Below are 14,486 nucleotides of genomic sequence, written 5' to 3' on the forward strand. Positions count from 1 at the left end.
CAATGTGTGGTTATCTTGTAAGTATAATTTTAGTTATATCTAAAAGCAGGGGCTATGTGACTTTTATAACTAGTTTAACGACAAAAATATTCTTTTTATTTTTAAATGAAAGCTTATAGTCACTTTTATTATATCCCAATTCGAGTCTTTTTTTCACGTTTTCGATACCTATACCACTTGACTTGTTAAAATTATCTTTATGTACGGTAAATTCGGGCATTGGGTTTGAAATTGTAAAATGTAAGTAATCTCCTTTTACTTTAAATCTAATGTCAATTAGTACATTCCCAGTGTTTTTGTTCACTCCATGTTTGAATGCATTTTCGACGAAAGTCAAAAGTAAAACAGGCGAAATTTCCTTGTCATGAATATCTCCAGAAATTGACATATCGACTTCTAAGCGTTCTCCGTTGCGAATTCGTTCCAAATCCAGATAATTCTGAATGCACATGATTTCGTTTTCTAAAGTTTGTTTTTTGCCTTTTGTTTCATAAAGCATATAACGCATTAATTCAGAAAGTTTCAGAACGATTTTTGGAGTTTTGTTAGATTTTTCTACAGAAAGCGAATAGATATTATTTAAGGTGTTAAAGAAAAAATGCGGAGAAATCTGCGACTTCAAAAATAACAATTCCGTTTCTAGTTGCGATTTCTCAAGATCTGTAACACGTCTCTGTTCTTTTAAAAAATCCAAAGTGATTTTTATTGCAGTTACAAAAGTCATTACATACAATTCGCCCATCATCATATCTATAGTATAATTCAGCGTAAGTGTATTGATGGTTTGCGGACCTTCGGGCCAAACATCATGAGTAATCAGTAAATAAGTCAGATTGAATTTAAGAACCACCATGACAAAAATTGCGGACAATACACTTATAATATATAGGACATATTTTTTTTTGTAGACCAAATGTGGCATTAAAACCAAAATATTCAGATAACACAATGCCATGTGAATTGGGAATCCGAGTAAAGTGGTTTTTAAGGAGTAAACGTAGTCGTTAAAATAGCTTCCCCAGCGAAATGTATTGAATACAAAATACGTCAGCCAGAAATAAACATGATAGCGAATAGGTAAGCTGTATGGTTTGTTGGCATTAAAAATCATATGCGGTCTTTAAAGTGTCGTTTGTTACTATTTTTTGATGTTTAGAGCTGTTTAAATGTCGTCCGTCTAAAAATATTTTGGTAAAAGTTGAATTTATCTAAATTTAAAGTTAAATTAATATTGTTTTGATATGAAGAAAATTACTCTGCTTTCTTTAACGGTAATTTTTGCTGCAAGTTGCAAAATAAATGTAGATAAAAACAAAGATCGAAAAAGTTTTGCAACAAATTATGTAGATCCTTTTATAGGTACTGGCGGTCACGGACATACTTATCCTGGCGCAACAGTTCCGTTTGGGATGCTGCAAGTGAGTCCAGATAATGGAATTTCGAGCTGGGACTGGTGTTCTGGCTATCATTATTCAGACTCTATAGTTTCTGGATTTAGTCATTTACACTTAAGCGGAACAGGAATCGGTGATTTGGCAGATATTTTATTTATGCCGACAAACAAAAAGTTAGACTTAACCGCCAAAGCCGCTTCACGCGATTTCCTTCCGTATAAATCAAAATATAGCCATGCTAACGAAAAAGCAACACCGGGTTCTTACCAAGTTTTTCTTGAGGATCCTAAAATCAATGTAGAATTAACGTCTACGCAAAGAACCGCATATCATAAATATACCTATAATAATAACGACACACAATCTGTAGTTGTCGATTTAGGTTTTGCCATCAATTGGGACAAAGCGACCAAAACGGCTATTAAGATTGAAGATGAAAATACGATTAGCGGTTTCCGTTACAGTACAGGATGGGCAAAAAATCAGAAAGTATTTTTTGTAGCTAAATTTTCTAAACCTATTACAGAATCTATTTTAACAGCTGATAAAAAAGTAGTTTCTGGCGGAAATGCTGAAGGAGAAAATACAGCTTTGCAATTGTTCTTTGATTCTAAAAATTCGAATCAGTTAGATGTAAAAGTGGCTCTTTCTTCGGTAAGTATTGAAAATGCAAAATTGAATTTAGATACAGAAAAACAAGATTTTGAAAAAGTAAAATCGAAAGCTGCTGCAGACTGGAACAAAGCGTTAAGCAAAATTACAGTTGAAACTCCAGTGGATTCTTTAAAAACGATTTTCTATACGGCTTTGTATCACGCACAAGTGGCGCCTGTAACCTACAGCGACAAAAATGGTCAGTTTAGAACAGAAGATGATAAAATTGTAACCGCAAAAGATTTTACCGCTTATTCTACTTTATCACTTTGGGATACGTTTAGAGCAGAGAATCCTTTGTTGACGATTTTGGAACCAACAAAAGTTTCTGATTTAGTTAATTCGATGTTAGCGTATTACGAAACAAAAAAAATACTTCCAGTTTGGACGCTTTACGCGAATGAAACCAATACAATGACTGGATATCATTCAATCCCCGTTATTGCTGATGCTCATTTTAAAGGTATAAAAGGTTTTAATGCTGAAAAAGCTTATGAAGCGATGAAAGCAACGATGATGCAAGACGAACGCGGATTGAATTTCTACAAACAATACGGTTATATTCCGTACAATTTATTAGACGAATCGGTTACGATTACTTTAGAATACGCTTACGACGATTGGTGCGTGGCGCAAATGGCAAAAGCTTTAGGGAAACAAGCTGATTATGAGCTTTTCTCTAAACGCTCAAAAGCTTACGAATATTTATTTGATTCGAAATCTGGTTTCATGAGAGGAAAATCTCAAGACGGAAAATCTTGGAACGAACCTTTTGATCCGAAACACTCTAACCACAGAGAACATACAGATTACACAGAAGGAAACGCTTGGCAACATAGCTGGTTTGTGCCTCATAACGTAGATAATTTCATCAAACTTCACGGAGGAAATGAAACTTTCACCAAACGTCTAGAGCAATTGTTTACTGAAAGTTCTGAGATCACAGGAAGTAATGTTTCTGCTGATATTTCTGGATTGATCGGACAATATGCGCACGGAAACGAGCCGAGTCACCATATTGCGTACATGTTCAATCATGCGAAACAGCCTTGGAGAACACAATATTGGGTACGTCATATTTTAGACACACAATATAACACCACAGCAAACGGATTGAGCGGAAACGAAGACTGCGGACAAATGTCAGCTTGGTACGTGTTCAGTTCGATGGGATTGTATCCAATGAATCCTGCTTCTGGTGAATACGAAATCGGAAGTCCGATTTTCGAAAAATCAACTTTAAATCTTCCAAACGGAAAAACTTTTGTGATCGAAGCAGAAAATGTTTCAAAACAGAATTTCTATATCCAATCGGCTACCTTAAACGGAAAGCCGTTCAATAAAACAGCAATTTCTCATCAAGAAATGCTAAAGGGCGGTGTGCTTCATTTTGTAATGGGAGCAGAGCCAAACAAAAATTTCGGTCTAAACTAACTAACTCAAAATAAATATATTAATGAATATTATCGACGTATCAATCATTTTAATCTACATCGTCCTCTCGGTCGGTATAGGAATCTGGATTTCAAGAAAAGCATCCAAAGGCTTAGATGATTATTTCTTGGGAGGAAAATCAATCAAATGGTATTTTTTAGGGCTAAGTAATGGCTCTGGAATGTTTGATGTTTCGGGAACTTCCTGGATGATTGGCGTTCTGTTTTTATACGGAGTAAAAAGTTTCATGTTTATGTGGCTTTGGCCGATTTGGAATCAGATTTTCGTGATGATGTTCCTCGCAGTCTGGATCAGAAGATCGAAAGTAATGACGGGATCTGAGTGGATTCTGACGCGTTTTGGAAGTGATAAAGCTGGAAAAGCTTCTCATATTATTGTAGCGATTTTTGCGATTATTTCGACTATTGGTTTCATTGCTTATTTTTTCGTTGGAATCGGAAAATTTGTAACGATTATTTTACCTTGGGATTTGACCGTTCACATGAACGGATCCGTTTTCTTAACATCAGAACAGGCTTATGCGCTGTTAATCATTTTCTTAACGACAATTTACACGGTTAAAGGAGGAATGTTTTCCGTGGTTGCGACAGAGGTTGTACAATACATTATTATGATTGTAGCCGGAGTTTTGATCGCAGGTTATGCATTCATTAATTATACTGATATTCAAATCAATTCTGTGATTACGCCAGAATGGAAAAATGTTTTCTTCGGATGGGAATTTGAAACACAATGGAGCGATAAATTCGAAACTTTCAATAAATTAATTGATACGGAAGGTTACAAAATGTTTGGCGCATTTATCGGAATGACTTTGTTCAAAGGATTTTTTGCAAGTGTTGCTGGTCCAACTCCAAGTTACGATTTACAGCGTGTTCTTTCTACAAAATCAGTAAAAGAAGCGGCTTATATGAGTGGTTTTACCAACTTGATTTTATTCATTCCGAGATATTTATTGATTACAGGAATCGTAGTAATTGCTTTGGTGAATTTAGCGCCAGAATTAAATGCAAACGTAAATTTAACAGGTGCAGATTTAGAATTATTAATGCCGAAAGTCGTTAATCTTTATATCCCAGTTGGAATTAAAGGAATTCTTTTGGCTGGACTTTTAGCCGCTTTCATGTCTGGATTCTCAGCTTTCGTAAACGCAGGACCAGCGTATATTGTAAATGATATTTATAAAAAATATTTCAAGCCAGTTGCTTCAAACAAGCATTATATTAAAGTAAGTCAGATTTCATCTTTCTTAGTAGTTGGTTTAGGAGTTTTCATGGGATTCTTTGCGGATTCTATCAATTCGCTAACACTTTGGATTACAAGTGCTTTGTACGGAGGTTACGTTGCAGCGAACTTCTTAAAATGGATTTGGTGGCGTTTTAACGGATGGGGTTATTTCTGGGGAATGGTCGGCGGATTAATAGCAGCGTCTCTTCAGTTTGTTTTAGATCAGAACAAAGGAAATTTAGCAGCGGGAACTTTCTTGCATGATCTTTCGCAAGTGCCATCGATTTACTTATTCCCATTAATCTTCGGAATGTCGATTTTAGGTTGTCTTCTTGGAACTTACCTAAGCAAACCAACCGATATGGAAGTTTTAAAATCGTTCTACCATAACGTAAGACCTTGGGGATTTTGGGGGCCAGTTTACAAACAATTAAAAGCAGAAGATCATTCTTTCCAAAAAAATAATGATTTCTATTTAGATATGATGAATTGTATCATCGGAATCGTTTGGCAGTCAAGTATGATTTTGCTTCCGATTTATTTTATCATCAGAGATTATCCAAAAGCTCTAGTAGCGTTGGCAGTTTTCTTAGTGACAACGACAGTATTGAAATTTACTTGGTTGGATAGAGTTAGGAAGATAGAGGAGTAGATTTTAGAAAATAGAAAATAGAAAATAGATGCAAGAAGCAAGATTTCTTGGATTGAGATAAAAATTAAACATATAGAAACATAGATTTTTCTTTTGCTTGAAAAGGAGAAAGAAAGAAACTAGTTTCTAACACATAGCATTGAACATAGCCATAGTTTCAACTATGGGTACGCAAGATTGTCATTCTGAGCGGAGTCGAAGAACCGCGAGTAGCTCGACAAAGATTGGCGAAATACTGGATGGAGCTTCTTGCGGAGATCCTTCCTTCGTCAGGATGACAAAACTGGCGAACAACAAACAATAAACAAAAAACTACAAACAATAAACAATAAAAAAATGAGCACTATTCCTTGGCAAGACAGACCCGAAAACAGTAAAGATGTAATGTGGAGATATTCTGAGAATCCAATTATCGACAGATATTCGATTCCTTCTTCAAACAGTATTTTCAATAGTGCGGTTGTGCCTTTTGGAGATGGCTATGCTGGGGTTTTTAGATGTGATAATAAAGCAGTTCAGATGAACATTTTTGCTGGTTTCAGTAAAGACGGAATCAATTGGGACATCAACCACGAACCAATCGAGATGAAATCTGGAAACACAGAAATGATTGAGTCTGCTTATAAATACGATCCGCGTGTAGTTTGGATCGAAGATCGTTACTGGATTACTTGGTGTAATGGTTACAACGGACCAACAATCGGAATCGGATATACTTTCGATTTTAAAGAATTTTTCCAATGCGAAAATGCCTTTTTGCCATTCAACAGAAATGGAGTTTTGTTTCCACAAAAAATCAACGGAAAATATGCAATGTTAAGCCGTCCAAGTGATAATGGACACACACCTTTTGGAGATATCTGGATCAGCTACAGTCCAGACATGAAATATTGGGGAGAACACAGATTGGTAATGAAACCGTCTCCATTTGAGCAAAGTGCTTGGCAATGTACAAAAGTAGGAGCAGGACCAATTCCGATTTTAACTGACGAAGGCTGGTTAATGATCTACCACGGAGTTATAAATACTTGCAACGGTTTCCGTTATGCAATGGGTTCAGCACTTTTAGATGTTGATTCGCCAGATCAGGTAAAATACAGAACACAGCCTTATTTATTAGGACCTGCAGAAACGTATGAAATGGTTGGAGACGTTCCAAACGTAGTTTTCCCTTGTGCCGCTTTACACAGTATTGAAGAAGATAAATTAGCGGTTTATTACGGTGCAGCAGATACTCACGTAGCGATTGCTTTCGGAAAATTAAGCGAAGTAATTCAGTTTACAAAAGAAAATAGTTTATAATAAGAAGATGCATAGTAGAAGTAAATTATTGTCCCTTGCCGTATTTTTTGTTGCGTTGATGGGGTATGCGCAATCTGAAAAAGAGGTTTCACCAAAAAGTTATATTGCGTATAAAACATCTAAAGAAATTGTTATTGACGGCGATGAAGCAGATAAAGCTTGGGAAAAAGCATCTTGGACAACGCCTTTTGTCGACATAGAAGGTGTTGAAACTCCAAAATACAAAACTCAGGTCAAAATGCTCTGGGACGATAATTACTACTATATTCTCGCTAAAATGGAAGAGCCTCATGTTTGGGCAAATCTAAAACAGCGCGATACTATTATTTTTTATAATAATGATTTTGAGGTTTTTATCGATCCAGATAATGATACGCACAATTATTATGAATTAGAAATAAATGCTTTAAACACGGCTTGGGATTTATTTATAAATAAACCTTATCGTGAAAAAAACACGGTTCTAAACGACTGGAATATCGACGGATTAAAATCTGCCGTGAAAGTACACGGAACTTTAAATAATCCTTCGGATATTGATAAAGGCTGGACGCTGGAAATTGCGATTCCGTGGTCGGTTTACAAAACGTCTTATTTTGATAATATTGTTCCGAAAGATAAATTTTGGAAAGTCAATTTCTCGCGTGTGAATTGGCAGCACGATATTGTAGACGGAAAATACGAACGCAAAAAAGATAAAGAAGGAAAATTTCTCCCAGAATACAATTGGGTTTGGTCGCCTATGGGAGTCATAAATATGCATGAGCCCGAAAAGTGGGCTTATGTATACTTCTCTTCAAAAGAAAGCGAGGATACATTTACAATTCCGCAGGAAGAAAAAGTAAAATGGGAATTGTACACTTTGTATAGAGCTCAAAAAAGATATTTTGACAAGAATAAAACATGGGCTAAATCCCTAAAAGATATCAGTACAAAAAATATAATTGTTGACGGAAAAGTTTTAAAACCGACATTAGAGAATCATTTATCAGGATTTAATATTGCTGTAAAAAGCCCTTTTTCAAACAAAACCTTAATAATTAAAGAAGATGGTAAAATTATTACGAACGAATAAGTTACAGAATATTTCAAAAGTTATTGTTCTGGCGCTTTCGCTGAGTTTATTTTCATGCGGACAAAAAGATGCTAAAACAGCAGAAAACGGAAAATTCAATTTTGGAGTCTGGACAACTGCTGATCCTAAAAAATCGGATGCAGATTACACAACAGAATTCAAAAAATACAAAGACGGCGGTATTGATGAAGTTTTAATCAATACCAATACAGATCCGAAACTTTTAGGAAGATTGGTTCCGTTAGCGAAAAAAGAAGGTATAAAAGTTCACGCTTGGATTATGGCGATGAATCGTCCAAACGATTCAGTTGCATTACAGCATCCAGACTGGTACCAAGTTAGTAAAGAAGGAAAATCTTGTTTTGACAACCGTCCGTATGTAGATTATTACCAATGGCTTTGCCCGACTAAAGAAGAATCTAGAAACCACGTTTTAGGATTGGTTGAAGGTTTAGCAAAAGTAGAAGGAATCGAAAGCGTTCATTTAGATTACATTCGTTTCCCAGATATCTTTTTGCCAATCAGTTTGTTGCCAAAATACAATTTAGTTCAAGACGTAGAATTACCGCAATTTGATTTCTGTTATTGCGATGCTTGTGTTTCTAAATTCGAAAAAGAACATCATAAAAATCCAAAGAAAAGTCACAACACTTCAATCGATATGGAGTGGAAAAACTTTCGTTTAAATGCTGTAAAAGCAGTGGTTGACGATGCGTATAAAATTGCTCACAAACACAATGTAAAATTAACAGCAGCCGTTTTTCCTTATCCAGAAATGGCAGATCATATGGTGCGCCAACGTTGGGACAAATGGAATATTGACGAAGTATATCCGATGATTTACCACAGTTTCTATGACGAAGAAATTGACTGGGTTGGTTATGCAACTAAACAAGGTGTAGCCGATTTAGAAGGAAAACCTACGAAAGTAAATACGGGAATTTATATTCCAGGATTAAAATCGGATGCAGAATTGAAAGAAGCGATTCTTCAAGCTAAGAAAAATGGGGCGACTGGAGTTTCATTTTTTGACGGAAATGCTTTATCAGAAAGTAATTTAAAGACGATAAAAGCAGTAAAAGCAAGCTTATAAAAGATTTTACTGGGATAAAAATTTTTTACGAAGTAAATTAGCGACATCAAGAATAACTGAATTCTTAATGTTGAACCAAAAACAAAAAACCACATGTCAAATAGAAGAGATTTTATCAAGAAAACAGCTTTAGGCACCTTGGCCGTAAGTTCTGTTTTGGGCGTTAGCGGATTTGCTGCAAATCATGAAAATGAAGTTGAAGATGTAAAAGAGAAAAAACAGCAGAAACCGATCATTATTTCGACTTGGAATCATGGTCTTCCTGCCAACAAAGAATCTTGGAAAAATTTAAAAGAAGGAAAATCAGCTTTAGACGCAATTGAAGCTGGAATGAAAATACCTGAAGCAGATCCGACTGTTCGAAGCGTGGGTTACGGAGGATATCCAGACCGCGAAGGAAAAGTGACTTTGGATGCCTGCATTATGGATCATAATAGTAATTGCGGTTCGGTTTGTTTTCTTCAAGGAATCAAACACCCAATTTCTGTTGCCAAAAGAGTGCTTCAAAATACGCCTCACGTAATGTTAGCGGGACAAGGCGCATTGCAATTTGCTTTATCAGAAGGATTTAAAGAAGAAAATCTTTTAACTCCAGAATCTGAAAAAGACTGGAAAAAATGGCTGGAAGATTCAAAATACAAACCAGTTATCAATATAGAAAATCACGATACCATAAGCATGCTAATGTTAGACCAGGATGGCAATCTTTCGGGTGGATGTACCACGAGCGGTGCAGCTTGGAAAATGCACGGACGCGTCGGTGACTCCCCAATAATCGGCGCGGGTCTTTTCCTGGACAACGAAGTAGGAGCAGCTGCAGCAACTGGTTTAGGCGAAGCCGTGATCAGAACTGCGGGAAGTGCAATGGTAGTCGAATTAATGCGTCAGGGAAAATCTCCTTATGATGCTTGTAAAGAAATTACAGAACGTATTTACAACAAACATAAAAATCACAAAGACATGGAATACCTGCAAGTCGGTTTTATCGCTTTGAATAAAAACGGTGAATATGCAGGGTATAGTTTAAGATCTGGTTTCAATTTTGCCGTTTCTGATGACGTAAAAGGCCACAGAATGGAAGACGCGAAATTTAAAATGTCTTGGGAGAAATAATTATCAGGTTTATAATTTGCCAAAAATGATGGATTAAAATCCATCCCTACAATATGTTTCGAGCCGAAGGCTCTTTCGTAAGAGTTCCGGAGGAACGAACCATTTTGTAGCAACGGATTTTAATCCGTTGAAGGCCAAAGATTAAACGCATTTTTGTCATCCTGAGGAACGAAGGATCACACAAGAAACTCTACAAAGATTTGCGAGTTACTGTGAGGAATTACTAGTGTGATCCTTCGTTCCTCAGGATGACAAACTAAAACAAAAAACTATGTCTCTATGTGTTTAAAAACGAACCACAAAGAGACAAACCAAAAAACAAAGAATGAAAAAATTACTATTCCTATTAACCCTAATCACTTCAGTTTTCTCGGCGAATGCACAGAAAGTTTACACAGAAAGTGATATAAAGATCATTCCTAAACCGAGTCAGACTCTTATTAAAACAGGTGTTTTTGAGTTTACAAAAGACACAAAATTTGTCGTAAATGGTGATTTCCAAAAAGATGCAGCGAATGCTTTAGCTTCTAAATTTGAAATTGCTGCAGGATGGAAACCAGAAATTACGAACAAGATTCCGGCTGGAAATTTTGTTCAGTTTAAAGTAGATCCGAACTTAAAAAATGAAGCTTACGTTTTAGATGTAAATCCGACGAATATTGTGATTTCTGCAAAAGGAAATGTTGGTTTTCTTTACGGATTAGAAAGCGTTCGTCAATTACTTCCTGAAGCGATTGAAAGTAAATTTGCGATTACTTCTGCAAAATGGCAGATTCCGAGTTTAACGATTAATGACGAACCTCGTTTTAAATGGAGAGGTTTAATGTTGGATTTATCTCGTCATTTCTTTGATAAAAATTATGTTCTGGCGACAATTGATCGTTTAGCAATGCACAAAATGAACGTTTTGCACATGCATTTGGTTGATGATCAGGGTTGGAGAATCGAAATAAAAAAATATCCAAAATTAACAGAAGTTGGTGCGTGGAGAGTAGATCAGGAAAATGTTTCTTGGAATGCAAGATTAACTACAAATCCTGATGAAAAAGGAACGTACGGCGGATTTTTTACGCAAGATGAATTAAGAGAAATCGTAAAATACGCAGCTACAAAAGGAATCGAAGTAATTCCAGAAATCGAAATGCCGGCACACGTAAGCAGTGCGATTGCAGCCTATCCAGAATTGGCTTGTTTCAATCAGCGAATTGGTGTTCCGTCAGGCGGCGTTTGGCCTTTGACCGATATTTATTGCGCTGGAAAAGAAACCACTTTTGAATTTTTACAAAATGTCATTGACGAAGTAATCACGATTTTCCCTTCAAAATACATTCATATCGGCGGTGATGAAGCTACTAAAACCAATTGGGCAAAATGTCCGCATTGCCAAAAAAGAATCAAAGACGAGAAATTGAAAGATGTCAACGAATTACAAAGCTATTTTGTAAAACGGATGGAAAAATACATCAACTCAAAAGGTAAAAAAGTAATCGGTTGGGATGAGATTTTAGAAGGCGGTTTGGCTCCAGATGCAACGGTTATGAGCTGGAGAGGAATGAAAGGTGGAATCGAAGCAGCAGATCAAGGTCATGATGTAATTATGACTCCAGAATCTCCTTGTTATTTCAACTTTTATCAAGGGCCGCAAAACGAAGAACCTTTAGCATTTGATGCTTATAATCCGTTAAGTGAAGTTTACAAATTTGATCCTGTAGTTTCGACTATGACACCTCAGGAAGCAGCACACGTTTTAGGCGGACAAGCAAATCTTTGGGCAGAACATTTAGCCTTGCCAAAAGATTCAGAATACATGATTTTTCCAAGATTGGCCGCTTTATCAGAAACTTTATGGAGTCCGAAAGAAAAACGCAATTGGAATGATTTTACAACAAGATTGTTCTCTTTATTAAAACGTTACGATTATTTAGGAATCAATTATGCAAAAAGCGCTTATTTGGTAACCGCTTCTTCTACAGCTGATTTGGCCAATAAACAAATTAAAGTTGAGTTGAAAAATGAATTTCCTAATCCAGACATTCGTTACGTTTTAGGAGACAAAAGCATAGATCATCATGCGATAAAATATGTTGCACCAATTGAAATCAAAGAAACGACAGTTTTAAAAGCTTCTTTATTTCAAGATGACAAACCAGTCGGAAAAACTTATACCGATACGATTGTTTTCCACAAAGGATTTGCTAAAAAAGTAAAATACTTAACGCCTTACAATTCAAATTACAAAGGAGATGCGAATACTATGGTAAACACCATTCGCGGAAGCAAAAATTTCCATGATGGACAATGGCAAGCTTGGTTGGTAAACGATATGGAATTGGTTATCGATCTTGAAAAAGTAGAAAGCATCGAACAAGTATCAGTTGGAACTTTAGAAAGCCAAGGTGCTGGAGTTAATTTCCCAATTCAAGTTAAAGTCTTGATTTCTACAGATGGAGTTAAATATACTCAGGTAGGAAAAATTATGCGTCAGTATGCTGTAAATGCAGTTCCAGAATTGAAAGATTTCAAAATCAATTTCCAAAAACAAAATGCACGTTTTGTAAAAGTAATTGGAGGCAACTTAAAGAAAAGCCCAAAAGGAGAAAGCTCTTGGTTGTTTGTAGATGAAATTGTAATCAATTAATTATTTAGCGATATAAAAGATGAAGAAGATATTATTTAAGCTCGGGATATTATTGATTTGTTTGATGCCGTTTTTTAGCACAGCACAAACCAAAGGATTTTCTATATCTAATGGAGAATTTAAGCAAGACGGAAAAATTGTAAAAATACATTCTGGAGAGATGCACTATGCGCGTATTCCTAAAGAGTATTGGAGACATAGATTGCAAATGCTTAAAGCTATGGGAATGAATACCGTGGCGACTTATGTGTTTTGGAATTATCACGAAACAGCACCAGGTGTATGGGATTTTAAAACAGAAAATAGAGATTTAGGAGAGTTTTTACGTATCGCTAAAAGCGAAGGATTGTATGTGATTCTTAGACCAGGTCCGTATGCATGTGGCGAATGGGAATTTGGAGGATATCCTTGGTGGTTGCAAAATAATCCAGATTTAGTAATTCGTACCAATAACAAAGCATTTTTAGACGCTTGTAAAACGTATATTGAACATTTGTATGCAGAGGTAAAAGGACAATTTGCTAACCAAGGAGGGCCTATCATTATGGTTCAGGTTGAAAATGAATTTGGTTCTTATGTTTCTCAAAGAACAGATATTGCAGCTGCTGATCATGCAGCATACAAAACAGCAATTTACAATATGCTAAAACAAACTGGGTTTCAAGAGCCTTTTTTTACTTCTGATGGTTCTTGGTTGTTTGAAGGAGGTTTGGTTGATGGCGTGTTGCCAACTGCAAATGGAGAATCGAATATTGAAAATTTAAAGAAGCAAGTTGATAAATTTCATAAAGGGCAAGGACCTTATATGGTTGCAGAGTTTTATTCTGGCTGGTTGGATCATTGGGCAGAACCATTTATTAAAATTGGATCTGAGGAGATTGCAAGCCAGACTAAAAAGTACCTTGATGCAGGCGTTTCTTTTAATTATTATATGGTGCATGGCGGTACTAATTTCGGATTTACTTCAGGAGCAAATTATAATGAAGAAAGAGATATTCAGCCTGATATTACAAGCTATGATTATGATGCACCAATTAGCGAAGCGGGTTGGGCGACACCAAAATTTATGGCTATTCGCGATCTAATGCAAAAGTATTCTAAAGCAAAATTAGCGCCGATTCCAGAGAAAATACCAGTTGCAAAATATCCTAATCAGCCTATCAAATCTAGCATGGATGTTTTAAGTTGGATCAAAAAGGAGAAAGCTGTTGTAAATGATCAGCCTTTAACATTTGAAAAACTGGGTCAGGGACATGGATATGTTTTGTATAGAAAAAGATTTACGCAACCAATAACAGGCAAATTAAAAATTGAGGGATTAAGAGACTTTGCCACAGTTTATGTAAACGGAGTTAATGTTGGCGAGTTGAATAGAGTTTTCAATAACTACGAGTTGGAAGTCACTATTCCTTTTAACGGTATTTTAGAAATTCTAGTTGAAAATATGGGGCGTATTAATTACGGTGCCGAAATAGTTCATAATACGAAAGGAATCATTTCTCCAGTATTTATTAATGAATATGAAATTAGTGGCGGATGGGAAATGTATAAAATGCCTATGAATGAAGTTCCAGTTCTTAAAAATGAAAAGGTAAAAACTGGACGTCCAGTTATCTATGAATCTATTGTAAACATTGATAAACCAGCCGATACTTTTCTTGATATGACAAATTGGGGAAAAGGAATTGTATTTGTTAACGGACACAATCTTGGACGCTACTGGAAAGTAGGACCGCAGCAAACGCTTTATGTGCCAGGCTGTTGGTTGAAAAAAGGAGAAAATAAAGTTGTTGTGCTTGAGCAGCTTAATGAAAATAACAAAACAGAATTAACTTTTACAGACCAGCCGATACTTGAAAAGTTAAATTAAGAATACTATTAAA

General features: G+C 35.9%; 9 protein-coding genes. 8 read left to right on the forward strand and 1 reads right to left on the reverse strand.

The annotated features are described in order from the left end of the window. Positions 1-52: 52 nt before the first annotated feature. Positions 53-1,111, reverse strand: coding sequence for a sensor histidine kinase (locus Q9Q97_RS09170; RefSeq protein WP_306156293.1), 1,059 nt, complete (start codon positions 1,109-1,111; stop codon positions 53-55). A gap of 130 nt (positions 1,112-1,241) precedes the next feature. Here Q9Q97_RS09170 and Q9Q97_RS09175 point away from each other — a divergent pair, with 130 nt between their 5' ends. The 8 genes from Q9Q97_RS09175 to Q9Q97_RS09210 all read left to right on the forward strand — a co-directional run bounded on the left by Q9Q97_RS09175 (position 1,242) and on the right by Q9Q97_RS09210 (position 14,473). Continuing rightward, entirely contained in the window at positions 1,242-3,482 is a 2,241-nt protein-coding gene (locus tag Q9Q97_RS09175) for a GH92 family glycosyl hydrolase (protein WP_306156294.1), read from the forward strand. A 22-nt stretch (positions 3,483-3,504) separates the two neighbouring features. After that, complete coding sequence (locus tag Q9Q97_RS09180) at positions 3,505-5,382, forward strand: sodium:solute symporter family protein (protein ID WP_306156295.1); 1,878 nt, start codon at positions 3,505-3,507, stop codon at positions 5,380-5,382. Positions 5,383-5,718: 336 nt separating this feature from the next. Beyond that, positions 5,719-6,684, forward strand: a complete 966-nt coding sequence (locus Q9Q97_RS09185; RefSeq protein WP_306156296.1) for a glycoside hydrolase family 130 protein — start codon at positions 5,719-5,721, stop codon at positions 6,682-6,684. A gap of 7 nt (positions 6,685-6,691) precedes the next feature. Then, positions 6,692-7,759 carry a carbohydrate-binding family 9-like protein gene (locus Q9Q97_RS09190; RefSeq protein ID WP_306156297.1) on the forward strand — a complete coding sequence of 356 codons (1,068 nt, stop codon included), beginning with the start codon at positions 6,692-6,694 and terminating at the stop codon, positions 7,757-7,759. Beyond that, positions 7,734-8,852 carry a putative glycoside hydrolase gene (locus Q9Q97_RS09195; RefSeq protein WP_306156298.1) on the forward strand — a complete coding sequence of 373 codons (1,119 nt, stop codon included), beginning with the start codon at positions 7,734-7,736 and terminating at the stop codon, positions 8,850-8,852. The genes Q9Q97_RS09190 and Q9Q97_RS09195 overlap by 26 nt, the downstream gene beginning before the upstream one ends. A gap of 93 nt (positions 8,853-8,945) precedes the next feature. Beyond that, positions 8,946-9,965: an isoaspartyl peptidase/L-asparaginase family protein gene (locus tag Q9Q97_RS09200; protein WP_306156299.1), complete on the forward strand. Its 1,020-nt coding sequence runs from the start codon at positions 8,946-8,948 to the stop codon at positions 9,963-9,965. Positions 9,966-10,290: 325 nt separating this feature from the next. Next, positions 10,291-12,603: a beta-N-acetylhexosaminidase gene (locus tag Q9Q97_RS09205; protein WP_306156300.1), complete on the forward strand. Its 2,313-nt coding sequence runs from the start codon at positions 10,291-10,293 to the stop codon at positions 12,601-12,603. Between the two features lie 19 nt (positions 12,604-12,622). After that, positions 12,623-14,473, forward strand: a complete 1,851-nt coding sequence (locus tag Q9Q97_RS09210) for a beta-galactosidase family protein (protein ID WP_306156301.1) — start codon at positions 12,623-12,625, stop codon at positions 14,471-14,473. Positions 14,474-14,486 lie beyond the last annotated feature (13 nt).

This window comes from Flavobacterium sp. DG2-3 (assembly GCF_030730925.1).
Lineage (GTDB): Bacteria > Bacteroidota > Bacteroidia > Flavobacteriales > Flavobacteriaceae > Flavobacterium.

Excerpts from the sequence above, each read along its gene's own strand:
- Q9Q97_RS09170 (WP_306156293.1), bottom strand. The coding sequence starts at position 1,111 with ATGATTTTTAATGCCAACAAACCATACAGCTTACCTATTCGCTATCAT.
- Q9Q97_RS09175 (WP_306156294.1), top strand. The coding sequence starts at position 1,242 with ATGAAGAAAATTACTCTGCTTTCTTTAACGGTAATTTTTGCTGCAAGT.
- Q9Q97_RS09180 (WP_306156295.1), top strand. The coding sequence starts at position 3,505 with ATGAATATTATCGACGTATCAATCATTTTAATCTACATCGTCCTCTCG.
- Q9Q97_RS09185 (WP_306156296.1), top strand. The coding sequence starts at position 5,719 with ATGAGCACTATTCCTTGGCAAGACAGACCCGAAAACAGTAAAGATGTA.
- Q9Q97_RS09190 (WP_306156297.1), top strand. The coding sequence starts at position 6,692 with ATGCATAGTAGAAGTAAATTATTGTCCCTTGCCGTATTTTTTGTTGCG.
- Q9Q97_RS09195 (WP_306156298.1), top strand. The coding sequence starts at position 7,734 with ATGGTAAAATTATTACGAACGAATAAGTTACAGAATATTTCAAAAGTT.
- Q9Q97_RS09200 (WP_306156299.1), top strand. The coding sequence starts at position 8,946 with ATGTCAAATAGAAGAGATTTTATCAAGAAAACAGCTTTAGGCACCTTG.
- Q9Q97_RS09205 (WP_306156300.1), top strand. The coding sequence starts at position 10,291 with ATGAAAAAATTACTATTCCTATTAACCCTAATCACTTCAGTTTTCTCG.
- Q9Q97_RS09210 (WP_306156301.1), top strand. The coding sequence starts at position 12,623 with ATGAAGAAGATATTATTTAAGCTCGGGATATTATTGATTTGTTTGATG.